The organism is Haloferax sulfurifontis ATCC BAA-897, from assembly GCF_000337835.1.
Classification (GTDB): Archaea; Halobacteriota; Halobacteria; order Halobacteriales; family Haloferacaceae; genus Haloferax; species Haloferax denitrificans.
This window is the reverse complement of the sequence record NZ_AOLM01000008.1, coordinates 131,404-157,813: the sequence shown is the minus strand read 5'-3', so window position 1 is coordinate 157,813 and position 26,410 is coordinate 131,404. Positions and strand designations below refer to the sequence as shown.

Genomic DNA, 26,410 nt, shown 5'->3' with positions numbered 1-26,410 from the left:
GTCACCTCACGAGAAGTCCGCCTGTCCGAGTTCGTCGCGGCGCTTGTGCATGTTCCCGGGCTGGATGCGCTCGACGAAGGCGGCCCACGCGTCCCCGTTGGGGAACCGGAGGTTGCCGTCGCCGTCCCGCGTGTAGCCGGCCTGTTCGAGGAGCGATTTCGCCCCGTCGATGTCGAACTCGTAGTGAGTCGTGTCCGACGTGTGCCACGGCGTGAGGTCCGAAATCGGGTTCTCCCCGCTCGGAACGGTCGCGCGGTCCTGCAGCACGTCGGCGGCGAAGCCCTCGGTGTCGACCGACTTGGCGAGGGCGACGCGGAACTCCTTGTCGCGGACGAGCGGACAGGAGAACATCAGCTTCGTGTCGAGCGGCGCGAAGTTGCCCGAGGTCATCTTTTCGACGCCGGCGGTGCTCGCGGCGCGGTCGGCCTGCGAGTTCGAGAGCGTCGTGCCGATGGCGTCGATTTCGCCGCCCTGCAGCGAGCCGATCATGGAGTCGATGTTGCCGACGTTTATCCAGATGACGCGGTCGACGCCCTCGCCGGTCGTGGCCTGGTCGCCGAGCACGTCTGCCCGCCAGTCGTCGTCGAACATCCAGTGGCCCTCGTTTTTCGAGACCTCGAAGCGGGTTCCCTGCTCCCAGTTCTCGTACGTGAACGGCCCCGTGCCAACGGGCGACTCGGGGTTGTGCTGGGACGGGTTCTCCACGTCCTCCCACTTGTGCTTGGGGATGATGACGCTGCGAACGACGCGCTGGGTCATGAACGCCGCGTCGGGGCCCTTCAGATTGAACCGAACCTCGTGGTCGCCGAGCACCTCGACCGACTCGACCGGCTCGTAGAACGGCGTCTGACTGGTCGAGGAGTGTTCCTTGTACAGTTCGACGGTGAACTTCACGTCCTCCGCGGTGAACGGCTCGCCGTCGTGCCACTCGACGCCCTCGCGAAGAGTGAGTTCGACGGTGGTGTCGTCGACGAACCCGCCGCCGGTCGCCAGCGCGGGGACGACTTCGAGGTCCGGCGTGGCGTCGAAGAGGCCGTCGTAGATGAACGTCAGCCGCTTCGCCTCCGCGCCGCCGGCGGCCCACGGGAGGTTCAGCGAGTTCATAGAGGTGGTCACGCCCTTGATGTAGGTCCGGTCGTCGGTCTGGGGTTGCAGGTTCACCTCCGACCAGACGAACGAGTCCTTCGTCGGCCCGTTGCCCGGCGTCTGGACGTAGCCGCTCCAGCGCTCCGTGTTGACCGCGGTGATGATATCGGGGAACAGCGTGATGAGCGCGCCCACGTCCTCGCTGAAGATGCGCTGGGCCTCGGCGACGAGCTCCTCGCGCTCGGTGCGGTCGGTCGTCTGACTCTGTTCCGTCAGCACCTCCTGCAGGTCGGGGTGGTAGTAGTTGTCGTAGTTCGAGAGACTCGTCTCGCTCCGCCGCATCAAAAGCGGGTTCGGGTCCAGCCCGCGTTGCGGGTCCGGACCGTGGGTGCTCATCGAGATGATTGCTTCGAGCCCCTTCGTGTCCCAACTCTGGGCGTACAGTTGGTTCAGCGGTCGGTCGTTGAGTTGCGTCCCGACGCCGAGGGCGTCAAGCCCGCGCTGGACCATGAGCGCGTGTTCCCGCATCCACGGGTCGTCCTCGCTCGAAAATTCGACCGGGACGGGGTCCAACACCGCGCCGGCGGTCGCGCTGTAGTCGAGCGGCGGTTCGTCGGCGTCGATGGTCTCCCACTCGCGCCAGTACTTCGTCTCGACCGTCTCCGGGGTTCCGGACGGGACCTCGGGGGTGAGACTCGACCCGCCGTCGCTCCCGCCGCTCCCGTTGCCGCCGCCACCGGAACACCCCGCGAGTCCGGTCACGCCGAGGGCGGTCGCCGTCGCCGCCACGTAGTCGCGTCGCGTAAGGCCAGTTCCACGTTCGACACCCGAACTATCACGATTTTTCTCCGACATTGCGACAGCCTGTTATGGAGTATCTTCCATGGTGCTGTTCCCGATACGGCCCGATATCTATCGTTCTTTATATACTCGGTCGGCGGGATGCGGCAATATTCTCCAACAAGCAGTGAGCTACTCCTGTCGCGGACCGTAGATGAGTTCGAGCAGATTTCGCTCCGCGGTCCGGAGTCGTTCGCTCAGCGTGGACTGCGCGATACCCAGTTCCTCGGCGAGTTCGGTCTCAGAGGTCTCCCGCGGAATGTGGAAGTAGCCGTGGTTGAATGCCGTCTCCAGAACCGCGAGTTGGTCGTCGGTCAGCTTGGAGATTAACACCTCCTTTAATCGGCCGCTGTCGAGCGGTTCACCCGGGGCTTCGTCCTGCGTGACGGAGCGGAGTTCGAACTCCCCGAGCGTCTCCTGAATCTCGTCGGCGAGTTCCCTGAAGTGGTCCCAGTCCTGGGCGGTGGCGACGACCTCGAAGACGCCGTCTTGGAGGACGATGCGGTTCGGAATCGTCTCCTGTCTGAGAACCAGTCCGAGGATGAACGGGTACGACTCGTTGGCGAGAATCGTCACTCGACGTATCTGCACGTCGGTCGAGGCGGTCGGAATCTCCTCGTCGTAGAAGACGGTCACGCCCGAGATGTCGGCGAGGAGGGACTCCACGTCGAAGGGGCCGTTCGAGGCGATGGTGAGCGACTCGATCCACGTCCCGTCCTCGACGTAAAACGCGTTGTCCAACTCGATGCTCCGGGCGTCTCGCAGGCGGCGATCTATCTTCGACATGACGCCGGTCGGAGCCGTCGTAAACTCAACACGTAAGATGCGAACTCACCCGTACCGGGCAGATACCGTTCACCTACAAATAGACCGGTGGTTACCGCAACGGGCGATGACACCGGCCCGAGTTCGCGACGCCCTCGTCAACGTTTCAGGCGACGAGCGGCCAGTAGAAGAGCCACGAGAGGGTCACGACGACGAAAGACAGGCCCATCGTCACGAACCCGAACAGCGTCACGTCCCGGTTCGTCAGCGGTCCGCGGTCTAGCGAGACGAGGACGGCGGTCGTGTTGAACGGGAGAATCGTGGTCGACCCCACCACGAGCAGGACCGCGAGTCCGAGATAGAGTTGCGTCACGCCGAACGTCTCCGCGAATCGCAGCACGATGGGGAGAATCACCACGATGGCGGCCGACCCGGTCGAAAACAGCACGCGAACGACGACCGCGAACCCGAGGAGCAGTCCGACGAGTTGCCAGTGGCTGAACGCCGCAAACGGGACGAACCGCGCGAGGAGGTCGACGACGAGCGTGATGGTCCGAGTCGCCTCCAACGCGTCTAGAATCGACAGCGTCGCGCCGATGAGAAAGAGGACGCCCCAACTGAGTCCCTTGACGTCGTCGGCGTCGATAACGTCGACTCCCGGAAGCGCGAGGACGGTGACCGCGACGACCGCCGGGAGAATCTCGGGGAGTCCGACGAACGACCCGACGACCCACGCGAGGACGGTACCGGCCATCACCGCCGCGACGAGTCCCTGTTCGCGGGTCAACTCGCCGTCGGGGGGCGCGTCCGCAATCCCCGGCTCGCCGGGGTCGACAGTCGAGTCGGCGTCGACGGCGTTGAGGAGACCGGCGGCCGCGGCGGCGAGCGCGTAGAGAACCACTGTCGGCGGAATCATCAAGACCGCCCACTCGACCCACGAGAGCGGTCGAACGCTCGTCGCGAGGATGCCCGAGGTGACGAGCGCCATCCCGCCGCCGGTCATGAGCGCCATCGACGCGATGGGGTTGATGTGGCCCAAGAGGAGATACGTCGCGCGCTCGAACCCGCTTCCCGACGGGAGGTCGAACTCCGCCGTCACCTCCTCGACGATGGGGATGAACGCGACCGCACGGGCCATCGCCGACGGCATGAACAGCGCCAGCACGAGGACGTTCCGCGCGATGGAGCGAAACGTCCCGAGAGGCGTGCTGTCCGGGGACAGCAGTCGGTTCGCTAACCGGGTGTCCAACCCCACCGACCGGACCGCGTTGCCGAGGAGTAACAACACGAGGAGGAAGTACACGAGCGAGGAGGTGAAGCCACTGACCGCGGCCTCGAAGGAGTCCACGACGCCGAGGGCGTACAACAGCGAGACGCAGGCCAGACTCGAAATCGCGTACGGAACCGGCTTCGTCAGCCAGAGCAGGAGCGCGACGACGAAAACCGAAAGCGCGTACTGCGACCGGACCGGAAGAACGGAGACGGGGTGGAGGCCGACGACCGCGAGGAGCAAGGCGGCGGCGACCGCGAGCGTCACCGTCTGCGGCGAGAGTTCGGGGGCGCGTAGCCCTCGGTCGGGCAACCAATCTGTCACGAATTTACCTGCACACAACGGCCCCAAATAGCTACTGCCGGCGACAATTCGGGCCGCCAGTCGAAGGAGAGAGCGCGAATCGAGTTGACACGACCCGAATAGAAACTATTAGAATTACTTGGATTATTTGAGTTTCCCAAAGAGCGGAGGTAACCATAATTATTTCAACTACGGCGAGAATCTCGCTAGCACGGATATCCCCATCATGTCACGTGCAGTCAGCGTCTGTCTCCTCAAAGGCGGTATCGGCAAGTCGACGACCTCCATCAACCTCGCCCGCGAACTCGCACACCGGGGAAGCGACGTCCTGCTCGTGGACCTCGACCCGAACGGCCACACCACGACGGGCCTCGGGTTCGGCGAGGAGTTCTACTCGGAAGCGCACCTCGGCGACGTGCTCCTCGACGACGCCGAGTTGGAGCCGCGGGAGCTCATTCTGGAGACCGGGTTCGAAATCGACCTCCTCCCGTCGAACGACCGCATCGAACAGGTCGAGTCGGACCTCGGCGGCGTGATGATGGGGTCGGCGCGGCTCAAACAGCGCGTCATCGACCCGCTTCTCGGCGACGACTACGACTACGTCGTCGTGGACTGCCCCGCGGCGCGCGGGAAACTCAACGACAACGCGCTGTACGCCACGCAGAACCTCGTCTTGCCGATGCGCCCCGAGTCGGGCGCGCTCTCGGGGCTCGAAAAGACGGTCAAGCGGCTTATCACGCCCGCGCGGGAGCACTTCGACCTCGAAATCCTCGCCGTCGTACCGACCGACCTCCGGGACCGAATCGACCACGACCGCCCGACGAGACGGCTCGTGGAGGCGCTCGTCTCGAAGCCGAACATCGCCTCGAAGCTCCCGAACTTCGCGTACACCGACCCGGAGGTGTTCGAGGCCATCGACGACGGCGAGTGGGACGGCGACCTGCCGAAGCCGGGGATTCGGCACCGCTCGGCCATCGACGCGTCGATTCGCGAGCACATGCCCCTGCGGGACTACGACAGCACCTGCGACCAGTTGGCGTGCTACGACGAACTCGCGCAAATCGTCGAAGAGGGCGAGGTGGCCCGATGAGCGAAGACCCCTTCGGCGACCTCGACGCCGCGATGGGAGGCGGGGAGTCCGCGTCGGAACCCGAATCCGAACCGGAGCCCGAGGGCGCTGACGCCACCGACGCGGCCGAATCCGAACCGGAGCCAGAACCGGAACCGCTCGACGAAATCGACCCCCGAGAGCGCCCCGCGTTCGAGTTCGACGAGACCGTTCACAAGGCGCTCTACGTGCTCGAATCGGTCGCCGACGAGTTCGACGACATCATCACCTACGACGTGGAGCGCGAACTGACCCGCGACCACGGGCTCAAGGGCGTCACGAAGAGCGAACTCCACAACGCCGCGCTCGACGTGGCCACCGAACACCCCGAAGAAATCGTCGAGCGCGTCCTCGAACAGCGCGGCGTCGACGACGAGAACTCTGAATAATTCGGATAATCCGACTCTGCTGAACTCCGTAGAGCCGGACGGGATTTCGCGAGACGGACAGCGAGTGAAGTCAGCAACGGAGACGGCCCTACCGAGTGGGTAGGAAGCGGGATGTGGGAGACCGGAGGCGGTGACGCACCGGCAATCGTCCCTCACCGGATTAGCTTGTCGCGGCCGGGGTCGAAGAGCGGCCCTGACCGGACCGTTGCGGGGTAGGCGTCACCTTCGTACCGGATTTCGACTTCCTGTCCCGCGCTGGCGTACTGTTCGGGGAGGTAGGCGTACGCGATGCCGGCGTCGATAGTGTAGCCGTAATCCGCCCGACAGCAGTAACCGACGACGTCGCCGTCGGCGAACACCGGATGGCCCGCGTCGACGACGGTGCCCTCCTCGTCGAGGGTTATCGGGACGATTCGGTCGCTCGGGCTGTCGTCGGCTTTGGCTTCCACGAGCGCTTCCTTCCCGACGAAGTCGGTGTCGAGGTCGACCGCGAAGCCGATGCCGGCCTCGTACGGGTTGTATTCGGGCGTGAGGTCCGTTCCCCAGAGGCGGAAGCCCTTCTCCATGCTCGTCGAGTCGAGCGCGGCCCAGCCGACGGGCGCGATGTCGTACTCCTCGCCGGCCTCCCGAATCGCGTCCCAGAGCTGGCTCCCGTACTCGGTCGGAGCGTAGATTTCCCAGCCGAGTTCGCCAGCGTACGAGAGTCGGAGCATCGTCACGGGGATGCTTCCGAGGTAGGTCTCCTGTGCGGAGTAGAACGGGAACTCGTCGTTCGAGAGGTCGGCCTCGACGAGGTCCGAAAGCACCTTCCGTGAGTCGGGTCCGAAGACGCCGATGCCGGTCCGACTGGAGACGTGCGCGGTCACGTCGACGGAGCCGTCGTCGGGCGCGTGCTCTGTGACCCACCGCGAGTGGAGCGTCGCCGAGCTTCCGCCCCCGGTGAACAGCACGAACCGTTCGTCTCCGAGGCGAGCGACCGTCAGGTCGGCGAGCACGCCGCCGTCTTCGTTGAGCATCGCGGAGTAGCGCATCCGGCCCGGCGTGACGTCCACGTCGTTCGTCAGGAGACCCTGCAGGAACTCCAACGCACCCGGTCCCGTCACTTCGATGGGGGTGAACGTCGTCATATCGACCATGCCGACCTTCTCGCGGAGGTGCTGGTGCTCCGCGCCGTGGACCTTCGACCAGTTCTGCGAGAGCCAGTCCGGCCGGTCGGGAACGTCGTACGTTTCGAGGAGCGTCTCGTTGGACTCGTACCACTGTGGGACCTCCCAGCCGTCGCTGTCGTAGAACTCCGCGCCGAGGTCGGCCTGCCGGTCGTAAAACGGGCTCCGGCGGAGGGCCCGCTGTCCGTCCGGCTGTTCGCGCGGGTGGATGAGCTGGTACACCTCGCGGTACTGCTGTGCGCCGCGCCCGTAGGTGTACTCTCGACTGCCCGTGTGCGATTGGAACCGGGAGACGTGCGCGCCGGAGGCATCGACGCGGGAGCCGTCGAGCCGCGGCGTCCCGTCTTCCATCCAGCTGGCGACGATGTCGCCCGCGCCGCCGGACTGCGTGACCCAAATGGCGAGCGCCCACCAGAGTCCCTCGGTGTCCTCGTCCGGCCCGAGGATGGGCATGCCGTCGGGCGTGAACGAGAACATGCCGTTGATGGCGGAAGTCCACTCGCAGTCCTCGAAGCTGGGGACGAGTTCGCTCGCGGCGTCGAACGCCGACCGGTCGTGGTCCGGGTGGGTGTTCTCGTAGAAGTGCTCTTCCGTGAACTCGCGGAGCGACGGGTATTCGAGTCCGAGGTCGTCGAGCTTGTCGGGACCGTAGATATCCGCCGGGTCGACGAGAAGCGACTCGTGGTTGTACGAGCCGATACCGTAGCGCTCGCCGTGCTGGCGGTAGTACAGCGAGTGGTCCTGATGCCGGAGGAGCGGCTGTTCGATTTCGCGCTCTGCGCCGTCGAGTTCGTCCAGTTCGTCGGAGACGAGATACTGGTGCGCGCAGGGAACGAGCGGGATGTCCGTGCCGACCATCTCGCCGAACAGCGGCCCCCAGATGTTCGTGGCGACGAGCACCTCGTCGGCCTCGATGCGGCCGTGTTCGGTGTCGACGGCGTCGATACTGCCGCCAGAGATGTCGATGTCCGTGACCTCGGTGTGGCCGTAGAACTCGACGCCGGCCTCGCGCGCCTCCTCCGCCATCGACTCGGCGGCGCTGACGGCGTCAGCCTTCCCGTCCGACGGGACGTAGTACCCGCCGTAGATGACGTCGGAGTTTATCTGCGGGACGCGCGCTTCGACCTCCTCGGGCGTGAGGAGTTCGCCCTCGTCGATGCCGTAGGACTGTCCCCACTCGCGCTTGCGCTTGAGGAAGTCCCAGCGCGCTTCGGAGTAGGCGACTTCGATGCCGCCGCACGTCCGGAAGTCGCCGAACCCGTCGTAGAGGTCGCGCGTGTACGACGCCATCTCCGTCATCAGCTTGTTCCCGGCCGTCTGGAACACGAGTCCGGGAGCGTGAGACGTCGACCCCCCGGTCTCGAACAGCGGTCCGCGGTCGAGGACGACGACGTCTTCGCGGCCCGACTCGGCGAGGTGATACGCCGCGCTACAGCCGACACAGCCGGCCCCGACGACGACCGTTCCGGCGCGTTCGGGAAACGTAGACCATGTGTTCATGTACCAAACAGTAGTGACTGCGGCCCCCGGATATCTCTCCGGGTCCATTATCTGAGGTGTATACGTACTGGGGGGTGACGAGAGCCGGGTCTCGTCGGGGACGAACGTCGGTCTCGGCAAGAGTTGTGCGCCAGCGAGAATTGCGCGCCGATGAGAATCGCGTGACGGCGAGTCGCGTTCGCCGGCGCACGTCAGTCGCCGACGAGGTACTTCTCTCTGAGGTAGATGACGAGGCTGGCGCTCAGGAACGCGAGCCCCGCGCCCCGTAGCTCACCGACGGTCATCGCAAACAGCGCAACGACGAAAAGAGAGACCGCGAACGCCGCCGAACCGACAGCGAGCGCGTTCATCGAGAGCGTCGAGTCATCGTTCGGTGATTCGGTCGTCAATCGTCCGTCGTACCGGGATTTTCCCGGACGTTTGTCACGACCGACGTCCGAGACCGACCGACGTCGATGTCGATGTCCTCGTCCGCCAAGTCCTCGATTCGCTCGGCGAACTCCTCGGACTGCAGGAGTTCGTACTCCTTGTCGAGACCGAGATACACCGTGTAGCACATGACGACGAGGACGACGGCGAACGGGAACCCCGTGGCGATGGCCGCCGTCTGGAGCGCGCCGAGGCCGCCGCCGTAGAGGAGAAGCGACGCGACGAGGCCCTCGGTGACCGCCCAGAAGATGCGTTGGGTCCGCGGCACGTTGTGCTTGCCGCCGGACGTGAGGTGGTCGACGACGAGCGACCCCGAATCGGAGGAGGTCACGAAGAACGTCACCACGAGCGTCACGGCGAGCAGTCCCGAGACGGCGCTGAACGGGAACTGTTGGAGAAGCGCGAACATCGCCACCGTCTGTCCGGCCTCGCCGTAGGTGGCGAGGACCGCGCCGTTACCCTGAAGCGAGTTGAACAGCGCGCTCCCGCCGAACGCCGAGAGCCAGAGCGTCGAGAACAGCGACGGAAGGACGAACACGCCGAGGACGAACTCGCGGACCGTCCGCCCCTTCGAGATGCGCGCGACGAACATACCGACGAACGGCGACCAGGCGATCCACCACGCCCAGTAGAACACCGTCCAGCCGTTGACCGTGGACGCGCCGTCGCCGAGCGTTCCGGTGAAGAACGCGAGCGAGAGGAAGTCGCTGAAGTAGTTCCCGAGGCCCTGCACCCACGCGCCGAAGATGCTCATCGTCGAGCCGGCGACGAGCACGAACGCCAACAGGAGGAACATCAAACTGACGTTCACCGTGCTCAGACGCCGGATACCGTCTTCGAGGCCGGCCGCGACGGAGGCGGTGGCGATGAGGGTAATCGCGGCGATGAGCGCGATTTGCACCCCGGTGTTGTTCGGAACGCTCACGAGACCGAGCATGCTCTCGCCGAGGATGTACGACAGGCCCGTGTTTATCTGTGCGACGCCGAGGCCGAGCGACGTGGCGAGGCCGAACAGCGTCGCGAACACCGACACGAGGTCGATGAGGTGGCCCGGCCAGCCGTAGATTCGCTCGCCGAGGAGCGGCCAGAAAATCGACCGGAACGTGAGCGGGAGCCCCCTGTTGAACGAGAAGAACGCGAGCCCCAGTCCGACGAGGCCGTAGATGGCCCACGGGTGGAACCCCCAGTGGAAGAACGTCTGCGTCATCGCGGCGATGCCCGCGCCACCGGTCCCGGCCTCGGCGTCGAAGAAGCCGGGGACGTTAGTGAAGTAGTACAGCGGCTCCGAGACGCTGTAGAACATGAGGCCGATGCCCATGCCCGCGCTGAACAGCATCGCCATCCACGAGAAGTCGCTGAACTCCGTTTCGGCCTCGACGCCGCCGAGGGTTATCTCGCCGTACTTACTCAGCGCGAAGTACGCCAAGACGACGATAAAGAGATTCACCGACAGGAGATAGAACCACCCGAAGTTGCCCTCGAAAAAGCCCCTGACGGCCGAGTAGACGCTCGCCGCCTGCTCGCCGAGAACGAGCGTCGCCGCGACGAAGACGCCGATTATCAAGAGCGCGACCGGGAAGACGACGGGATGGATGTCGAACCCCCACCGCTGGATGTTCCCGTCACCGGGTTCGCGCTCCGTCTCGGGGTAGAACACGTCCGCCTGTAGGTCGCTCGTCGATTGGTCGGCCGAGTCGTTGCTATTCGCCATACGATACACCCTCCGTGGATGACCGCCACTGGAATTCGTGTACGTTCATGTCGTTGTCCCCGCTTCGGGGCCACCCGTCGTCACCGCCGAGGACGGCCGATATCGACTTCGACGCGGCCATCCGTCCCGTGACACGAGCCCACACCCCTCACGATTCAACCAACCCATTGGGATTACACATCTTAACGAGTGGTCTTCGATAATAGTGGCATTTATACGCAAATGAAGAGAACTTACGAAAGTTATATCGCCAAATCAGTTGACGAGCGACAAGCTCGACCGCCCGTCGTCACTCGAACCTGTCGAGCGAGAACATGTCGAGCGGCAGGTCGCTTTCGCCGTCGACGACGAGGTCGGCGAGGATTTCGCCGATGACGCTGGCGAACTTGAAGCCGTGTCCCGAAAAGCCGGCCCCGACGGCGACCTGCGGGTGGTCGGGGAGCGTGTCGAGGATGAAGTGTTCGTCCGGCGAGTTCGTGAACATGCACGTCGCGAGCGACATCGTCGGCCCCGCGGCCTCCGGGAAGTACTTCTCCGTGACGTCCCGGAGTATCGCCTCGTCGGCGCGGTTCGGCTCGCGGTCGAAGTCGTCGGGGTCGACCTCCTCGTCGCGGTGGTGGTACTTGCCGAGTTTGAATCCCGGCACGTCGTGGACCGGGAACCCGTAGAACCGCCCCTCGGGGACGCTGAGGTTCCAGACTGGGAACTCCTCGGGCGCGAACGTCGCCGGCGACTCGGGCTGGAACCACGCGAGCGCCTGTCGCTCGGGGACCGCGAGGCCGTCCAGCGCGTCGGCGAGTTTGTAGTTCCACGCGCCCGCGGCGAGCACGAGCGCGTCCGCGACGTACACGCCCCGGTCGGTGCGGACGCGCACGCCGCCGTCGTTCGTCTCCGCCCAGTCTTCGACTCGCTCGCGGGCGCGAATCTCGGCACCCCGAGCCTGTGCGGCCTCGGTGTGGGCGATAATCGCCTGCTCGGGGACGACGAAGCCGCCGTCTTCCTGGTAGACCGCGCGGTAATCCTCGGGGAGTTCGTAGCCGGGGAACCGCTCGTTGACCTCCGCGCCGGTCAGCACCTCGTGGGGGATGTCGTGTTCCTCACAGGAGCGTTTCGAGCCGGCGAACACGTCGTTATCCTCCGGGCCGGCGTCGATAGAGCCGGTTCGGTGGATGACCCCGCGGCCGGTCTCGTCGGCGAGGTCGTCCCAGAGGTCGTACGCCCGTTCGATGAGCGGGACGTACGAGGGGTGTTCGTAGTACGCGCGCCGGATAATGCGCGTGATACCGTGAGACGACCCCTGCGAGTGGGGGATATCGTATCGTTCGAGACCGACGACGTCGAGGCCGCGGTCGGCGAGGTGGTACGCGGTCGCGCTTCCCATCCCGCCGACCCCGACGACGGCGACGTCGTATCGGTTGTCACGGACACTCATGGTGTCCGGCGGTTCGGAACGTCCCCCCTTCACTCTTGACCTGTATCACGGAGCCCCTTTTTCAGGGAGACGGCTCCCGTTCGGCCGACGGCGGCGGTCACGGGCGGCCGTCGTCCTCGCGGCCGACTATCCACTGCCACTTATACGGGTCCACTATTTCCGACGAATCCTTTTCCTCGGATGTGTGTTTCTTTCTCCCATGACACGGTGGAACAACGGTCGTGACGAAATCGGTGCGGTAAGTGCCGACATCACCGCGGAAACGAACGCGTTACCGGCGAAGTACTTCACGGACCCCGAAGTCCACGAGATGGAAAAGGAGAAAGTGTTCGGTCAGTACTGGGTCTACGCGGGTCACGAGACCCACATCCCGGACGCGGGCGACTACTTCACGCGAACCATCGGCGGCAAGCAGATAATCGTCACCCGCGACGGCGACGGCGACGTGCGGGCGTTCTACAACGTCTGTGCCCACCGCGGGTCGAAGATGCTCGACGAGACGCCGATGACCGACCCCGGAAGCCTCAGTCGAATCACCTGCCCGTACCACCTCTGGGCGTACGAACTCGACGGGTCGCTCCAGAGCACTCCGAAGAGCTTCGAGGAGGCGAGTCTGAACCCCGACCTCGACGACGACGCCGTCAGCGAACTCGACCCCGAAGAGAACGGCCTCATGGAGGTCCACACGGACGCTATCGGGCCGCTCGTGTTCGTCAACTTCGAGGACAAACCGAGCCTCTCGCTGGCCGAACAGGCCGGGTCGATGAAGACGGAGCTCGAAGACCTGCCGCTCGGCGAGTACGAACACGCCCGCCGCTACGTCTCCGAAGTCGAGTGCAACTGGAAGACGTTCAGCGGGAACTACTCGGAGTGCGACCACTGTCAGGCGAACCACCAAGACTGGGTCCGGGGACTCGAACTCATGGACTCCGAACTCGAAGTCAACGACTACCACTGGGTGCTCCACTACAAGCACAGAGAGGACGTCGACGACGAGATGCGCATCCACCCCGAACACGAGGCCAAGTTCTACTACTTCTGGCCGAACTTCACGGTCAACATGTACGGCACCGCCGACGGCTACGGCACGTACATCATCGACCCCATCGACGAGGGGCGCTTCCAGCTCATCGCGGACTACTACTTCCGCGATGCCGACCTCTCCGAGGAAGAAGAGAAGTTCGTCCAGACGAGCCGACAGCTCCAAGAGGAGGACTTCGAACTCGTCGAACGGCAGTACGAGGGCCTCAAGTCCGGCGCGCTCGGACAGGCACAGCTCGGTCCGAACGAACACACCGTCCACAAGCTCCACCGGCTCGCGCAGGACGCCTACAATGCCTGACGACGGGGACGCCGAACTGGCCAAAAAGCCCCGCGCGGGGGTCGTCACCTGTCCGTCGTGCGACCTCCACGTCGCCGTCGCGGAGCCGAACGACGCCGTCGAACTGTACCGGCGACACGCGAACGTCACCGGCCACGACGTCGAGTGGGAACGCGTCGCGTTCGGCGCCGAGGCCGAGAGCGACGACGTGAAAGAGGCGCTCATCGAACTCGGCGAGGACCACCCCGACGGGGTCGAACTCGGGCGACTCGCCGCGGCGCTCACAGACAACGGCGTCGCCATCGGCGAAACGCTCGACGCCGTCCGAGACCTGCGGATGAGCGGCGAAATCTACGAACCGCGGGACGACCACGTGCTCGCGGTCTGACTCCCGTACCCCCTTTTGGCGGTCACTCCTCGACGAGAATCGATTCGACCAGCTCCGAGGTCCCTCTCCTGATACGCCCGCTGACCGCCGTCGGCGAGATTCCCAGCACGTCCGAGAGGTCGTCTAGCGCCGCCTCTCGCGGCTCCTCGAAGTAGCCGTGCTCGTAGGCGGCCACGAGCGCGTCGCGCTGTGCGTCAGTCAGCTTACTCGGCTCGCCGTTCATCCAGCCGTCCTGCTGGAACATCCGATTCAGGTCGAAGGAGATGTCGTTCGCCTCGCAGTACTCCCAGAGCTCCGAGAGCGCCTCGCGGTCCGACAGCTGGAGACGGACCCGCCACCCGGACATCTCGTTACTGCACGCGTCGAGCATGAGTCCGCCGAGTTCCGTGACCATCGGCGACAGCAGTATCGCGTCGTTCGTGTGGCCGATGCGATAAACCACGGAGTCCTCCCGCTCGGAGACGAGCCACCAGTCGCGGACCGTGTGGTCGGCTTCCAACGCCTCTTCGAACGCGGCGACGTCCGCGTTCTTCACGGCGAAGAAGAACTGGCCCGTCTCGGGGTCAGTTCCGGACTGAGAGACGACGTCTATCTCGCTCGCGGCTTCCGACTGAATCGTCGGCGTCAGCGCGAGGTCGTCGTGCGCGATGTCGGCGACAGTTATCAAACTCATTGTGACTTCACCTCGTGGTCCGGTGGATTCGACACCGGCCAAACCAGAGTGTCGAATCGGTTGAAGTACGCGAAGTCGTATCGACGTTCGCGGTAGAAACGTGACTCATGGGCACGTTATAGTAGTTTGAACAGCAGATTCTCGTTTATAGTTTTCGCCGCATATTCTGTGGGGCTATATAAACCGACTCAGTATTCCACACCACTCTTCAGGGAGTCTCGGCGCGTCCGCAGAACCGTACAATGAGCGTGGGCACATCGCTTCGGCGACTGGGGGAATTCCTCGAAGAGTGCGAACGGACGGGAGCCGCGACCGTCCGGGACTCGTCAGTGGCGGTCGCGGAGATGAGGGCGTCGGCGGACGTCGAGTTCGCACTCTCGCCGAGCGACGAAGCCGGGTCGCCCGTGCGGGCCCAGGAGACCGCAATCGAGTCCGACGGGACCATCGGGCTCACGGTCGAAATCGACGACGTCGTTCCGAGCGACCACGAACACGTCGACGTCGACGCGGCCGAAGTCTCGCTCGACGCCGAGCCGACGGTCGTCGTGACCGTCGCGGCCGACGCGTCCCCGGCGGGTAGTTCCGCCGAGAACGACGACGCCGAGTCGCTCGAAAGCGTGCGGAGTCCGAACGTGCCGGCGTTCGAGGACACGCCGTACCTCGAAGCGGTGTACGCCAAGTACGAGACGTTCGAACGGATGGCCGCGGCGTTCGAGATGGACGTGTCGGACGAGACGGTCCGCAGGTACATGATCGCACAGGGCGTCCACGAACCGGACTCATACGAGACGTCGCTCGCCGACGAGTCGCCGGTGGAAACTCCGGGACCGGCGGCCGCGGGCGACACAGGCGGGTCGCCCGAGGCGCTCGCCGACGGAATCGGCCTGCCCGAGTCCGTGACGATAGACCGCCTCGCCGACGCCGCCAACGACGCGAAGACGATTCGCGAGTTCGGGAAAGCCATCGACCTCGACCGAACCGAGGCGCTCGAACTGCTCCAGACCCTCGACTTGCTGGAGTTCGTGATGGGACGCCTCACGACCGACGACGACCCCGATGTGAGTCGTGACGACGTCGTCGCGCGAATCAGACAGTCGGCCAGCGAGAGCTAGCGGCGCTGGTTTCCCCCGCCGCGGCGACGACTTCGATGAGCCCGGCGCACGTCGGTCCTCTTCGATGGGCGCGGCACACGACTCCTATTAGAAGCATTAGAAGTGAGATAGTTCGTGGTTCGGCGACGACGACCGACGACGACCGACGACGACCCGAGACGCGAAAGCGGCCGGAATCAGCGCTCCGCGGAGACGTCGTCGACCGCGTAGCCCGCGTCTTCGATGGTGTCCACGATTGCCGCCGCGTGTTCGGCCCCCTTGGTCTCGATGCGGAACAGGAGGTGCGCCTCGCCGACGTCGAGGGCGTCGACGGCGCGGACGTGGCGAACGTCGTGGATGTTCGCGTCGCGGTCGGCGATGAGCCGGGAGAGCCGCGCCATCTCGCCGGGTTCGTCCCGGATTCGGACGCGCAGTCGGAGCGTCTGGCGACGGCCCGTGAGCGCGTGGACGAGCACCGTCTGGAGCATCGTCATGTCGAGGTTCCCCCCGCAGAGAAGCGGCATGACGGTCTCGCCCTCGACGTCGAGGTCGTCGCTCAGCACGGCGGCGACCGAGGCGGCACCGGCCCCTTCGACGACCTGCTTGGCGCGTTCGAGCAACAGGAGAATCGCCTCCGCGATTTCCCCGTCCGAGACCGTGACGACCTCGTCGACGTGTTCCTCGATGGTTCGGAGCGTCAGCTCGGAGATGCCGCCGGTCGCGATGCCGTCGGCGATGGTGTTCGTGTCGTCGAGCGTCACGGGAACGCCTTTGTCGAGGCTCTCGTGGACCGTCTCCGCGCCCTCGGCCTGCACGCCGACGACGCGAATGTCGGGGTCGTGGTGCTTGATGGCGGTGGCGATGCCCGAGATGAGCCCGCCGCCGCCGATGGGGACGACCACGGTGTCCATCTCGGGGAGGTCGCGGTACATCTCGACGCCGAGCGTTCCCTGTCCGGCGACGATGTCGCGGTCGTCGTAGGCGTGGACGAACTCGGCGTCCGACTCCTCGGCGAGCGACTGCGCGTACGCCATCGTCTCCTGGAAGTCCTCGCCGACGAGCTCGACCGCCGCGCCGTAGTCGCGCGTGGCGTCGATTTTCGTCTGCGGGGCGTTCTCCGGCATCGCAACCGTGGAGTCGGCCCCGCACTCGGTCGCGGCGAGCGCGACGCCCTGCGCGTGATTGCCGGCGCTCGCGGCCACGAACTCGTCGATTCCGCGGTCGGTGTCCTGTCGTATCTTGTTGTACGCGCCCCGCGTCTTGAACGACCCCGTCCACTGGAGGTGTTCCATCTTCAGGTAGACGTCCGCGCCGACGAGGTCGCCGAGCGAGGTGCTCCGCTCTATCGGCGTTCGCTTGACGACGCGGTCGTTTTCGAGGCGCTCGCGCGCGCGCTCGATGTCACTGTACTGTACCGGGAGGGACTCCGCCTCGCTCATCGGCGGATCACCTCGGCAGGCGGCCGAACGACGCGACGGGACGGCACGCGCGTGTCCCCTCGGTTCCGGGACGTTCCGTAGACTGTGATAGTTCTTCGCACGGTGTATGAGAAACGTGACGAAGTTCCAATATAGAGCTATCGCCGGTCGGCGCTCGTCTGGACGGTGACCGAACACGCTATACGCCGATTTTGGCCGTTAACGACTCCATCTCGAACGTTCTATCTGAGAATCCCAAGACACGCACCGCACTCATCGACCCGAACACATAATATAATAAATCTGATACGTTGTGATTTCGTTCCGTCGTTTCTCTCTCGACCCGAAGGTCGGCGAAGCGTTATACCGCAGAGTCGAGATGCACCCACGATGCCTTACGACACCGTTCGAGAGACCGACCCGGCCGTCGCCGACGCGCTGGAAGGCGAACGCGGGCGACAGAACGACACCCTCGCGATGATCGCGAGCGAGAACCACGTCAGCGAGGCGGTCATGGAGGCCCAGAGCTCGGAGCTGACGAACAACTACGCCGAGGGCTACCCGGGAAGCCGGTACTACGGCGGCTGTGAGTACGCCGACGAGGTCGAACAGCTCGCCATCGACCGCGCGAAGGAACTCTGGGGAGCCGACCACGTCAACGTCCAACCGCACTCCGGGTCGCAGGCGAACATGGGCGTGTTCCTCGCCGTGCTCGACCCCGGCGACAAGATTCTCTCGCTCGATTTGACCCACGGCGGCCACCTGAGCCACGGCCACCCGGTGAACGTCGCGGGGAAGACCTACGAGGTCGAGCAGTACGAGGTCGACGCCGAGACCGGCTACGTCGACTACGACCAACTCGCCGAGAAAGCCGAGGCGTTCGACCCGGACATCATCATCTCGGGGTACTCCGCGTACCCGCGGGAGGTCGAGTGGGAGCGCGTGCAGGCCGCGGCCGAGGCGGTCGACGCGTACCACCTCGCCGATATCGCCCACATCACGGGTCTCGTCGCCGCGGGCGAACACTCGTCTCCCGTCGGCATCGCGGACTTCGTCACCGGTTCGACCCACAAGACGATTCGGTCGGGTCGCGGCGGCATCATCATGTGCGACGAGGAACACGCCGACGACGTCGATTCGGCGGTGTTCCCGGGCCTCCAAGGTGGGCCGATACTGCACAACGTCGCCGGGAAGGCCGTCGGCTTCGGCGAGGCGCTTTCACCCGAGTTCGAGGAGTACGCCTCGCAGGTCGTCGATAACGCCGCCGCCCTCGGCGAGCGGCTACAGGAGCGCGGCCTCGAACTCGTCTCCGGCGGAACTGACACGCACTTAGTCCTTGTCGACCTCCGCCCGTCGCACCCGGACACGACCGGCAAGGACGTGGAAGCGGCGCTCGAAGAGGTCGGCATCGTCCTCAACGCCAACACGGTCCCCGGCGAGAGTCGCTCGGCGTTCAACCCGAGCGGGATTCGCGCCGGCACGCCCGCGCTGACGACCCGCGGCTTCGACGAGGAGGCCTGCCGGACCGTCGCGGACCTCATCTACGAGGTCGTCGAGGCGCCGCACGACGAGTCAGTCAAGGGATTCGTCGACCAGAAGGTCGACGAACTGACCGAGGAGTACCCGCTGTACGACTGAGTCGGTCCAAGCGACTCACCTCGACGCGACAGGTCTCCGGGTCGCTCCCGTCGTCGCCGACACGAAATGTCAGGATTTAGAACACTATTGTTTTGCCGGAGAGATTCGTTCGGGAAGTCTCAGACGCCCGAAATCGTCGGACAGAAGCGAATTCAATCGCCGAGGCCGGGCGGCGGCACACGTATAAGTAGGGTCGTCGAGACCCGTTTCGACGAAGCGATATGTCCGATGCAATCAATCTCGAGACTGCGAAGGTACTCATCGAGGCGGCGGAAGCGGAGGCCGAGTCGATGGGACTGCGAATGGTGATTACGGTCGCGAACCCGGAGGGTAACCTCATCGCACAGCACCGAATGGACGACGCGTGGCTCGCGAGCGTCGACATCTCTCGGAACAAGGCGTACACGGCGGCCGCGCTCCAGACGCCAACCCACGAACTCGCCGAGCCGACCACCCCCGGCGAGTCGCTCTGGGGCCTCCAGACGACCGACGAGAACCGACTCGTCGTCTTCGGCGGCGGCTATCCCCTCGAAGTCGACGGCGAAATCGTCGGAACCGTCGGCGTCAGCGGCGGCGAGGTGTCCGAAGACATGGCGGTCGCGAGCGCCGCGGTCGAGCGGTTCGAAGAACTCGTCGAATAATCGAAGTCGCCGTCAGCCGCTTTTTTCGAGTCGTTCGGCCGAGGGCCGACGTTCGGACCGTCAGTTCCCGCCGTCTTCGAACAGCCCGCGGAGCGCCGCGCGGAGGATGTCGTAGCCTGCCTCGACCTCCGACAGTTCGATGTACTCGTCGTAGGCGTGGGCCTGCGCCATCGACCCCGGCCCCCACGTAATCGCGTCCATCCCGGCGTCGTTGACGAGGTTCCGGACGTCGGTCGCCGCCCGAATACCCCACGGCTCGGGGTCGATGTCCGCCCGCTCGGCGGCCGCGTCCCGAAAGCGCGCCGCGATGTCGCCGTCGGTCGGAACCGCCGCGGATTCGTAGACCCGCGTTCGCGTCCACTCGACGCGCAGGTCGTGTTCGACCGCGACGTCGGAGAGTAGGGCGTCGATTTCGGCGTCGACCTCCTCGACGGACTCCGAAGGGACGAACCGTCTGTCGACCGTTATCGTCGCACTCTCCGGGACGACGTTCTCCTTCGTCCCCGCCTCGAACCGCGTGACCGTCGCGGTCGGGTGACCGACGAGCGAGTCGGAGCGCGCTCGAATCTCCTCGTCGTACGCTTCGAGTGCGTCGAGAACGAGTCGGGCGTTCTGTATCGCGTTGTTCCCCTCGTCGGGGCGGCTCGCGTGCGACGGGTCGCCGCCGACCGAGATTTCGTACCAGCCGAGACCCTTCGCGCTCGTCGCGGTCCGCAACGACGTGGGTTCGAGCACGACCCCGTAGGTGCCGTCGTAGCCGCGTTCGAGGAGCGTCTTCGTCCCCGGTTCGGCCGTCTCCTCGCCGACCGCGGCGTGGAACACGAGCGAGCCGTCGAGGTCACCTGCGTCGAGCGCGTCGGCGAACTCGACCGCCGCGAGCATCGCGAGGGCGACGCCGGCCTTCATGTCCGCGCTCCCGCGGCCGTACAGTCTGCCGTCTCTGACGGTCGGTTCGTACGGCGGGTGCGCCCACTGGTCTCGGTTGCCGGCCGGGACCACGTCGAGGTGGCCGTTGAGGACGACCGAGGGCTCGCCGTCGCCGACGCGGGCGGCGACCTGCGGTCGGTCGGGATACGGTTCCTCGACGAGCGTCGCCGAGACGCCCCGAGATTCGAGCCAGTCGTACACGAAGTTCGCCGCCGCCGCCTCGTCTCCCGGCGGGTTCTCGGTCTCGATTTCGACGAGACTCGTGAGCAACGAAAGTAACTCCTCGTCCATGATTTCGGTCGTCTATCGACAGAGACGGACGCGGGATAATGGTTCGTGCGGTAGCTTTTTTCCGACGCGGCCGACAGCGTTCGAGAGCCTGCGCGGACCTGCGGATCGCGCGTCGCGCGTCGCTATTCGAGCGTGGAGATACGGCTGTCCCGGAGGAGCACCCGCTTGACGATGTCCGGGTCTTCGAGGAGGCGGTGGGTCCCGTGGACGCCCTGCCCGCGGCCGCGGCCGCGGACCTCCGACTGGATGACGTTGAGGAAGTCGAGTTCCTGTAGGAGTTCCTGCACGCGACGCTCGGAGAGCTGGTCCATGTCGAGGTCGTCGGCGACGGTGAGATACTGCCGGTAAATCTTGTTCGTCGTGATTTCGGCGGTCTTTCGGCCGCCGGTCTGGAGGACCAGCGAGTAGAGGACGGCTTTCGACTGCGTGGCGGTCCCTTCGAGGAGTTCGCTGAAGCGGTCGGCCTCGCTTTTCTCCTTGGCCGCCCGCACGTGGTCGTCGGTGACGGTCTCGGCGCTCTCGTTTCGCGCGATGCGGCCGGCGTTCCGGAGGATGTCAATCGCCTTCCGGGCGTCGCCGTGTTCCTGGGCGGCGAGCGCGCTGGCGAGGGGAATCACGTCGTCGGTGAGCACGCTGGGTTTGAACGCGTCCTTCCGGTTTTCGAGGATTTCGCGGAGCTGGTTCGCGTCGTACGACGGGAAGACGAGTTCGTCGTGGGCGAAACTCGACTTGACGCGCTCCGTGAGTTCCTCGGGGTAGTCGATTTTGTTCGAGATGCCGATGATGCCGATGCGCGAGTCCACAATCTTTTGATTCTCGCCCGCGCGCGAGAGTTTCCGGAGCACCTCGTCGTCGCGGAGCATGTCGATTTCGTCGAGGATGACGATGGTCACGTCCGAACAGGTGTCGAGCACCTGCCACAGCCGGTTGTAGTAGTCGCCGGTCGACAGCCCGCGTTCGGGAATCGTCATTCCGCTTTTCGACGGGTCGTTGACCTGCGAGGCGAGCGTCTTGATGACCGACGCCTCGGTGTGCTGTTCGCCGCAGTCGATGACGGCGATGCGGACGTCGACGTCCTCGCGGACCGCCTCGTGTTGGAGCCGCTCGCTCACGAGGCGGGCGGTGAGCGTCTTGCCCGACCCCGTCTTCCCGAAGATGAACAGGTGGGTCGGTTCGCGTCCGAAGATGGCGGGGTTGAGCGCCTGTGCGACTTTCGACATGTGCTCGTCGCGGCCGACGATCTTGTCGGGACCGGGGAGATGAGAGATTTTGAGGATATCCTCGTTCGCGAAGATGGGTTGGTCGTAACGGAACAGCGGGTCGCGAGTCCCACCCTCGCTCTCGTCCGATGTCATGTGAGTTCGGTATTCATACTCACCCCTAATAAAGGTGAAGGGGTGGACTCGCGTTTGTAACAGCGACAAATACGGGCGTTTGAGCGGTATTTCGGTCCTGATTTTGTACTCGACGATCAACGAGTAGTATCGCGCAAGTAAGACCGTCAGACACCACCCTCGCGTTTGTAACGGGCGAGACAGCCACGAGGAACACACGGTGGGTGGGGGTACACTCGCGTTTGTAACTCGGTCTCCGAGAGACCACCCTCGCGTTTGTAATCGAACGGGGGAGTACCGTCGCGTTTGTAACGTCGAGCGACGGAAGCGGCCGTGCAGACACACCACCCTCGCGAATGTAACGCGAATCGGTGTGGGTGTGCGTCGGAGAGCGGGGGATTATCGGTGGTTTTTGCCCCTAGATTTACAAACGCGAGGGGGTGTGTCGAATTCCCCTAGGGACTGGCGTAGCCGTTACAAACGCGAGGGTGGTGTGTGTGTGCTCCCAAGCGCAGACGGGCAAATCGTGAACGACACCCACATCTCGAAGACCGGCCACGGCTTCTCGACACATATCGAACGGCGCGGTACTGCTCTCCTAACGTTCTGCAAATGTTCTCCTAATGCTGTTCTCCTAACTAGCACACCAAACTATCACTAGTAGCTAGACTACTAGTTCTACTACTCAACACAACAACACAGTAACACAATAATTGAATAATATGGTACTAGATAACATAATAACACAACAAACAACGAATCAGGGACTAGTCAACCGACTCCCAGTCCACACCCTCCCAGCCACGCCACCACGTCAGTACGGCACCCCGTCCCGCAACATCTCCCGAGTACCTGCCGAGTACCTGCCGAGCGCTCACCCGAGTAGTCCGAGTTCGCGGACGTCCTCGTCGACGGTTTCGAGGGCCGCTTCAGCGTCGGCGACCCGCTTCGCCCCCGTAATCACGATTTTCCCGCTTCCGAACATCAGGACGACGACGCTCGGTTCGTCGAGGCGGTAGACGAGTCCGGGGAACTGCTCGGGTTCGTACTCGACGGCTTCGAGACCGAGACCGATAGCTAACGCGTTCAGGTTGAGCGCCGCCCCGAGGTCGGCGCTCGACACGATGTTTTGAACCGTGATATCCGGCTCGTCGGGAATCGGAACACCGAGGTCGGCGAACTCGCCGAACAGCGTTTCGATGGCCGTGCTCACGTCGCCCACGCTGTTCGCGCCGGTACAGACGATTTTCCCCGACCGGAAGACGAGGCACGCCGACTTCGGGTCACGGGTTCGGTACACGAGTCCGGGGAAGTTCTCCGGGTCGTAGTCGGTTCCGTCCATATCGAGTGAGAGGCGTTCGAGGTCGAGTTCGAGCGGGACTTCCGTCGAAGCGACGACGTTCTGAATCTCGATTGACCCGACGGCGTTCACGTGCGACATATTGTGAACTCGTTGACACTCGGTCGTGTTAAACTACCAGGGTCGTTCACCCGCGTTACTCACCGGACAACTGCGAAACAATCGAAACACACGACGAAGTCGATGGCTGGCCCGCGATACGAAAACCGGGAATTCGGGTTTCTTGCGCACTGAACAACCAATGAATACCACCTCATCATAATTCTTTTCAGCGTCTTCTCCGATTACTCGCTATGGCGTTCACAGACACGATTCGCGACGAGGCCGACGAGTTCTGGTCGGCCATCCTCGACCACCCGATGGTCGCCCGACTCGGGGAGGGGATCCTCGACGAGGGGCCGTTCCGCTACTGGGTGCGGCAGGACTACGTCTACCTCGTCGAGTACAGTCGCCTCTTCGCGCTCGGTGCCGCGAAGGCCCCGACGTTCGACTCGATGGGGACGTTCGCGAGCCTCCTCGAATCGACCGTCAACGAGGAGATGGACCTCCACCGGAGCTACGCCGCCGAGTTCGGCATCGACACCACAGACCTCGAAGCGACGACGCCGTCGCCGACGACCCGCGCCTACACGGACTTCCTCGTTCGCACCGCGACCCTCGGCTCGTTCGGCGATATCGTCGCCGCCCTGCTCCCCTGTATGTGGGGGTTCAACGAGACGGGTCGCCGACTCGCCGACGCGGGCGTTTCGGACCACGACCAGTACGCCGCGTGGGTCGAGATGTACGCCGGCGACGAGTTCACCGAGCTCACCGACTGGTGTAAGTCGCTCATGGACGACGTGGCCGCGAGCGCCACCGAATCGGACCGCGAGCGCTTCCGCGACCTGTTCCGCACGTCGGCGCAGTACGAGTACCTGTTTTGGGACGCCGCGTGGCGGCAAGAGGAGTGGCCGCTATGACCGGCGCGGATTCGCCCGAATCGACTGGTTCGCCCGACTCGGCTGGCTCGTCCAATTCACCCGACACGGACTCGTCGGCCCCCGAGACGTACGACGAGTTCGCCGCGTCGCGGTCGGACCCGCGCTTTACCGACTGGCTCCGCGAGCGCGCGGGCGACTCGTGGGACGACGCGACCGCACACCGACTGACGCGCGAACTCGCCGCCGACGAACTCGCAGACGACGTGTTCAGGCAGTATCTCGTACAGGACTACGCCTTCGTGGAGACGCTCGTCGGCGTCTTCGGCCACGCCGTCGGCACCGCGCCGACCATGGAGTCGAAGTCGGAACTCGTCTCGTTCCTCGGCGTCCTCACCGACGACGAAGACGACTACTTCCTCCGGGCGTTCGACGCGCTCGACGTGCCCGAGTCGGTCTACGCGGACCCGAAAACCACGCCGACGACGCGCGCCTTCATCGACCTCCTCGAACGCGCCGGGGGGCAGGGCGGGTACGCCGAGACGCTGGCGGTGCTCGTCCCCGCCGAGTGGGTCTACCTGTCGTGGGCGACCGCCGCGGCCGACGCCGGCAGTCACCCCGACGAATCGCCCTCGCGGTTCTACCTCTCCGAGTGGGTCGACCTCCACGCGGTCGACGACTTCGCGGCGTTCGTCGAGTGGCTCCGGACCGAACTCGACCGCGAGGGGGCGGCCGCCTCGCCGCGCCGACAACGGCGGCTCGAACAGCTGTTCCGTCGCACGGTCGAACTGGAGGTCGCGTTCTTCGACGAGGCGTACGAACTGAGTCGCGGTTCCTCGCGACCGGGTGACGGCCGATGGTGAGTTCGACCGTCGCGCTCGGGCTGACCGTCGCCACGCTCGTCGCCTTTACGGGCGTCGGCGTGTGGTTCTCCCGCGGCCGCGTCGGTTCCGTCGAGGACCTCATCAGCGCCCGCGACTCCACCGGGAGTCGGCGAACGACGGCGACGCTCGTCGCGTCCGTCATGGGCGTCTGGGTGCTGTTTTCGGCTCCCGAAGCGGGCGCGAGTTTCGGTATCGCCGCCGTCGTCGGCTACGCGGTCGGCGAGGCCGTCCCGATGCTCGTCTACGCCCGCCTCGGCCCGCGAATCCGGGACCTCATCCCCGAGGGCCACTCGCTGACCGAGTACGCGCACGCCCGCTACGGCACCGCGATGTACGCCTTCGTCCTCCTCGTGAGCGCGCTCTACATGTTCATCTTCCTCGCCGCCGAACTGACCGGCATCGCGGGCGCGCTCTCGCTCGTCGCCGGCGTCCCGCAGTGGCAGACCGCGCTCCTCGTCGGCGGCTTCGTCCTGCTGTACACGAGTTACGGCGGCCTCCGGGCCAGCATCGCGACCGACGCGGTCCAAGCGGTCGTCGTCATCCCGCTCTTACTCCTCGCGTTCGCCGGCGCGCTCGTCGCGCTCGGCGGTCCCGCCGCGGCCATCGACGGCATCACGGCGACGAATCCCGCGCTCCTCGACCTCGGCGCGGTCGCCGGCCTCCAGTTCGGTCTCGCGCTCGCGTTCGCCATCCTCGGCGCGGAACTCATCAACCAGACGTGGTGGCAACGCATCTACGCGGCCGACTCGTCGGAGACGGTCGAGCGGAGCTTCCGGACCGCGGCGCTCGCCAACGGTGCCATCGTGTTCATCACCGCCTTCTTCGGCGTCGTCGCGGTCGGCAACGCCGCCGTCGTCACCGACCCCGCGAGCGCGGGCTACAACGCCGACGCCGCCTTCTTCGTCCTCCTCGGCGAGGCGTTCCCCGAGTGGCTCGTCCTCGCGGCGGTCCTCCTCGCGCTCCTGCTCGTGATGAGCTCCATCGACACGCTGTTCAACGCGCTTTCGAGCCTCGTGACCGCGGACCTCGCCCGCCTGCTCGCGGAACCGAGCGACCGCCGTCTCGCGCTCGGGTCGCGGGCGCTCACAATCGCCGTCGCAATCGCCGCGATTTACGTCAGCCTCCGGGCTCAGAGCGTCCTCCGGCTGTTCTTCTTCGCCGACCTGCTCGGCGCGGCCGTCGCCTTCCCGCTCGTCTACGGGCTGTACTCGACGCGAATCACCGGTCTCGGCGCGCTCGCGAGCAGTCTCACCGGGCTCGCCGTCGGCCTCGCGTTCTTCCCCGACCTCCGCGGCGTCATCACGTCGATTCCGGTCGTCGGCGGCCTGCTCCCCGCCGCCGACCCGCTGTATCTCACCTCCTTCGGCGGGGCGTTCGTGGTGTCGACGGCGGCGTCGCTCGTCGCCGCCCGACTCGCGGACGCCGGATTCGACCTCAATCGACTCTCGCGGGAGATTCGGCGGTTCGACGACGGCCGAAGCGACGCGCCGTCGTCCGACTGAGACACCGTCGTCCGACTGACGCGGGG

Annotated in this window: 22 protein-coding genes; 10 read left to right on the top strand and 12 right to left on the bottom strand. The window is 65.2% G+C overall.

Translation table 11 applies throughout. The features are described 5' to 3' along the window. Window positions 1-6: 6 nt before the first annotated feature. From C441_RS05285 to C441_RS05275, 3 genes are all read right to left on the bottom strand, one after another. The gene (locus C441_RS05285; RefSeq protein ID WP_007274177.1) at window positions 7-1,875 is read right to left on the bottom strand and encodes an ABC transporter substrate-binding protein; all 1,869 of its coding nucleotides are present in this window, start codon (window positions 1,873-1,875) and stop codon (window positions 7-9) included. 183 nt (window positions 1,876-2,058) lie between these two features. Then, window positions 2,059-2,712, bottom strand: a complete 654-nt coding sequence (locus C441_RS05280) for a helix-turn-helix domain-containing protein (RefSeq protein ID WP_004972231.1) — start codon at window positions 2,710-2,712, stop codon at window positions 2,059-2,061. Between the two features lie 145 nt (window positions 2,713-2,857). Continuing rightward, entirely contained in the window at window positions 2,858-4,228 is a 1,371-nt protein-coding gene (locus C441_RS05275) for an SLC13 family permease (RefSeq protein ID WP_007274176.1), read from the bottom strand. Between the two features lie 262 nt (window positions 4,229-4,490). Here C441_RS05275 and C441_RS05270 point away from each other — a divergent pair, with 262 nt between their 5' ends. Both C441_RS05270 and C441_RS05265 read left to right on the top strand, forming a co-directional pair. Then, entirely contained in the window at window positions 4,491-5,354 is an 864-nt protein-coding gene (locus C441_RS05270; protein WP_007274175.1) for a ParA family protein, read from the top strand. Then, on the top strand, window positions 5,351-5,761 hold the full coding sequence (locus tag C441_RS05265; protein ID WP_004972237.1) for a hypothetical protein: 411 nt from the start codon (window positions 5,351-5,353) through the stop codon (window positions 5,759-5,761). The genes C441_RS05270 and C441_RS05265 overlap by 4 nt, the downstream gene beginning before the upstream one ends. 152 nt (window positions 5,762-5,913) lie before the next feature. On the opposite strand, the gene C441_RS05260 is transcribed toward C441_RS05265, so the two are convergent. The 4 genes from C441_RS05260 to solA form a co-directional block, all read right to left on the bottom strand. Next, window positions 5,914-8,427 (bottom strand): GcvT family protein, encoded by a 2,514-nt coding sequence (locus C441_RS05260; RefSeq protein WP_007274174.1) that lies wholly within the window; start codon window positions 8,425-8,427, stop codon window positions 5,914-5,916. Window positions 8,428-8,618: 191 nt separating this feature from the next. Beyond that, window positions 8,619-8,777: a hypothetical protein gene (locus C441_RS19845; protein WP_004968455.1), complete on the bottom strand. Its 159-nt coding sequence runs from the start codon at window positions 8,775-8,777 to the stop codon at window positions 8,619-8,621. 35 nt (window positions 8,778-8,812) lie between these two features. Next, window positions 8,813-10,567: a BCCT family transporter gene (locus C441_RS05255; protein WP_007274172.1), complete on the bottom strand. Its 1,755-nt coding sequence runs from the start codon at window positions 10,565-10,567 to the stop codon at window positions 8,813-8,815. 289 nt (window positions 10,568-10,856) lie between these two features. Next, window positions 10,857-11,999, bottom strand: coding sequence for an N-methyl-L-tryptophan oxidase (gene solA / locus C441_RS05250; RefSeq protein ID WP_007274171.1), 1,143 nt, complete (start codon window positions 11,997-11,999; stop codon window positions 10,857-10,859). A 199-nt stretch (window positions 12,000-12,198) separates the two neighbouring features. Here solA and C441_RS05245 point away from each other — a divergent pair, with 199 nt between their 5' ends. Both C441_RS05245 and C441_RS05240 read left to right on the top strand, forming a co-directional pair. After that, window positions 12,199-13,341 (top strand): aromatic ring-hydroxylating oxygenase subunit alpha, encoded by a 1,143-nt coding sequence (locus tag C441_RS05245; RefSeq protein WP_049920454.1) that lies wholly within the window; start codon window positions 12,199-12,201, stop codon window positions 13,339-13,341. Beyond that, window positions 13,334-13,708, top strand: coding sequence for a hypothetical protein (locus tag C441_RS05240; protein ID WP_007274169.1), 375 nt, complete (start codon window positions 13,334-13,336; stop codon window positions 13,706-13,708). Before C441_RS05245 ends, C441_RS05240 begins: the two co-directional genes overlap by 8 nt. A gap of 22 nt (window positions 13,709-13,730) precedes the next feature. Here the strand turns inward: C441_RS05240 and C441_RS05235 are convergent, their stop codons facing one another. Next, window positions 13,731-14,381: a helix-turn-helix domain-containing protein gene (locus tag C441_RS05235; protein ID WP_007274168.1), complete on the bottom strand. Its 651-nt coding sequence runs from the start codon at window positions 14,379-14,381 to the stop codon at window positions 13,731-13,733. 242 nt (window positions 14,382-14,623) lie between these two features. On the opposite strand from C441_RS05235, the gene C441_RS05230 reads away from it, so the two are divergent. Beyond that, a complete protein-coding gene (locus tag C441_RS05230; RefSeq protein ID WP_007274167.1) occupies window positions 14,624-15,493 on the top strand; it encodes a hypothetical protein in 870 nt (289 codons plus the stop codon). Between the two features lie 176 nt (window positions 15,494-15,669). On the opposite strand, the gene ilvA is transcribed toward C441_RS05230, so the two are convergent. Continuing rightward, on the bottom strand, window positions 15,670-16,911 hold the full coding sequence (gene ilvA, locus C441_RS05225; RefSeq protein WP_007274166.1) for a threonine ammonia-lyase: 1,242 nt from the start codon (window positions 16,909-16,911) through the stop codon (window positions 15,670-15,672). A gap of 369 nt (window positions 16,912-17,280) precedes the next feature. Here ilvA and glyA point away from each other — a divergent pair, with 369 nt between their 5' ends. Together glyA and C441_RS05215 are read left to right on the top strand one after the other, a co-directional pair. Beyond that, window positions 17,281-18,528, top strand: coding sequence for a serine hydroxymethyltransferase (gene glyA / locus C441_RS05220; protein ID WP_007274165.1), 1,248 nt, complete (start codon window positions 17,281-17,283; stop codon window positions 18,526-18,528). 221 nt (window positions 18,529-18,749) lie between these two features. Beyond that, complete coding sequence (locus C441_RS05215) at window positions 18,750-19,169, top strand: GlcG/HbpS family heme-binding protein (RefSeq protein WP_007274164.1); 420 nt, start codon at window positions 18,750-18,752, stop codon at window positions 19,167-19,169. A gap of 60 nt (window positions 19,170-19,229) precedes the next feature. Here C441_RS05215 and C441_RS05210 read toward each other — a convergent pair whose 3' ends face one another. The 3 genes from C441_RS05210 to C441_RS05200 all read right to left on the bottom strand — a co-directional run bounded on the left by C441_RS05210 (window position 19,230) and on the right by C441_RS05200 (window position 23,162). Further along, window positions 19,230-20,387 (bottom strand): M20 family metallopeptidase, encoded by a 1,158-nt coding sequence (locus C441_RS05210; protein ID WP_007274163.1) that lies wholly within the window; start codon window positions 20,385-20,387, stop codon window positions 19,230-19,232. A 122-nt stretch (window positions 20,388-20,509) separates the two neighbouring features. Further along, entirely contained in the window at window positions 20,510-21,742 is a 1,233-nt protein-coding gene (locus tag C441_RS05205) for a Cdc6/Cdc18 family protein (protein ID WP_007274162.1), read from the bottom strand. 853 nt (window positions 21,743-22,595) lie between these two features. Continuing rightward, on the bottom strand, window positions 22,596-23,162 hold the full coding sequence (locus C441_RS05200) for a TATA-box-binding protein (protein ID WP_007274161.1): 567 nt from the start codon (window positions 23,160-23,162) through the stop codon (window positions 22,596-22,598). 212 nt (window positions 23,163-23,374) lie between these two features. Here C441_RS05200 and tenA point away from each other — a divergent pair, with 212 nt between their 5' ends. The 3 genes from tenA to C441_RS05185 are packed head-to-tail and all read left to right on the top strand — an operon-like array spanning window position 23,375 to window position 26,384. Continuing rightward, window positions 23,375-24,040 (top strand): thiaminase II, encoded by a 666-nt coding sequence (gene tenA / locus C441_RS05195; RefSeq protein ID WP_007274160.1) that lies wholly within the window; start codon window positions 23,375-23,377, stop codon window positions 24,038-24,040. Continuing rightward, window positions 24,037-24,861: a TenA family protein gene (locus C441_RS05190; protein ID WP_007274159.1), complete on the top strand. Its 825-nt coding sequence runs from the start codon at window positions 24,037-24,039 to the stop codon at window positions 24,859-24,861. The genes tenA and C441_RS05190 overlap by 4 nt, the downstream gene beginning before the upstream one ends. Next, window positions 24,855-26,384 (top strand): sodium:solute symporter family transporter, encoded by a 1,530-nt coding sequence (locus C441_RS05185; protein ID WP_007274158.1) that lies wholly within the window; start codon window positions 24,855-24,857, stop codon window positions 26,382-26,384. The genes C441_RS05190 and C441_RS05185 overlap by 7 nt, the downstream gene beginning before the upstream one ends. Window positions 26,385-26,410 lie beyond the last annotated feature (26 nt).

Bases quoted from the DNA above. Each gene is read 5' to 3' on its own strand.
- C441_RS05190 (WP_007274159.1), top strand. From the start codon at position 24,037: ATGACCGGCGCGGATTCGCCCGAATCGACTGGTTCGCCCGACTCGGCT.
- C441_RS05200 (WP_007274161.1), bottom strand. From the start codon at position 23,162: ATGTCGCACGTGAACGCCGTCGGGTCAATCGAGATTCAGAACGTCGTC.
- solA (WP_007274171.1), bottom strand. From the start codon at position 11,999: ATGAGTGTCCGTGACAACCGATACGACGTCGCCGTCGTCGGGGTCGGC.
- C441_RS05210 (WP_007274163.1), bottom strand. From the start codon at position 20,387: ATGGACGAGGAGTTACTTTCGTTGCTCACGAGTCTCGTCGAAATCGAG.
- glyA (WP_007274165.1), top strand. From the start codon at position 17,281: ATGCCTTACGACACCGTTCGAGAGACCGACCCGGCCGTCGCCGACGCG.
- C441_RS05185 (WP_007274158.1), top strand. From the start codon at position 24,855: ATGGTGAGTTCGACCGTCGCGCTCGGGCTGACCGTCGCCACGCTCGTC.
- C441_RS05230 (WP_007274167.1), top strand. From the start codon at position 14,624: ATGAGCGTGGGCACATCGCTTCGGCGACTGGGGGAATTCCTCGAAGAG.
- C441_RS05215 (WP_007274164.1), top strand. From the start codon at position 18,750: ATGTCCGATGCAATCAATCTCGAGACTGCGAAGGTACTCATCGAGGCG.
- C441_RS05235 (WP_007274168.1), bottom strand. From the start codon at position 14,381: ATGAGTTTGATAACTGTCGCCGACATCGCGCACGACGACCTCGCGCTG.
- C441_RS05260 (WP_007274174.1), bottom strand. From the start codon at position 8,427: ATGAACACATGGTCTACGTTTCCCGAACGCGCCGGAACGGTCGTCGTC.
- C441_RS05240 (WP_007274169.1), top strand. From the start codon at position 13,334: ATGCCTGACGACGGGGACGCCGAACTGGCCAAAAAGCCCCGCGCGGGG.
- C441_RS19845 (WP_004968455.1), bottom strand. From the start codon at position 8,777: ATGAACGCGCTCGCTGTCGGTTCGGCGGCGTTCGCGGTCTCTCTTTTC.
- C441_RS05265 (WP_004972237.1), top strand. From the start codon at position 5,351: ATGAGCGAAGACCCCTTCGGCGACCTCGACGCCGCGATGGGAGGCGGG.
- C441_RS05270 (WP_007274175.1), top strand. From the start codon at position 4,491: ATGTCACGTGCAGTCAGCGTCTGTCTCCTCAAAGGCGGTATCGGCAAG.
- C441_RS05280 (WP_004972231.1), bottom strand. From the start codon at position 2,712: ATGTCGAAGATAGATCGCCGCCTGCGAGACGCCCGGAGCATCGAGTTG.
- tenA (WP_007274160.1), top strand. From the start codon at position 23,375: ATGGCGTTCACAGACACGATTCGCGACGAGGCCGACGAGTTCTGGTCG.
- ilvA (WP_007274166.1), bottom strand. From the start codon at position 16,911: ATGAGCGAGGCGGAGTCCCTCCCGGTACAGTACAGTGACATCGAGCGC.
- C441_RS05245 (WP_049920454.1), top strand. From the start codon at position 12,199: ATGACACGGTGGAACAACGGTCGTGACGAAATCGGTGCGGTAAGTGCC.
- C441_RS05255 (WP_007274172.1), bottom strand. From the start codon at position 10,567: ATGGCGAATAGCAACGACTCGGCCGACCAATCGACGAGCGACCTACAG.
- C441_RS05205 (WP_007274162.1), bottom strand. From the start codon at position 21,742: ATGACATCGGACGAGAGCGAGGGTGGGACTCGCGACCCGCTGTTCCGT.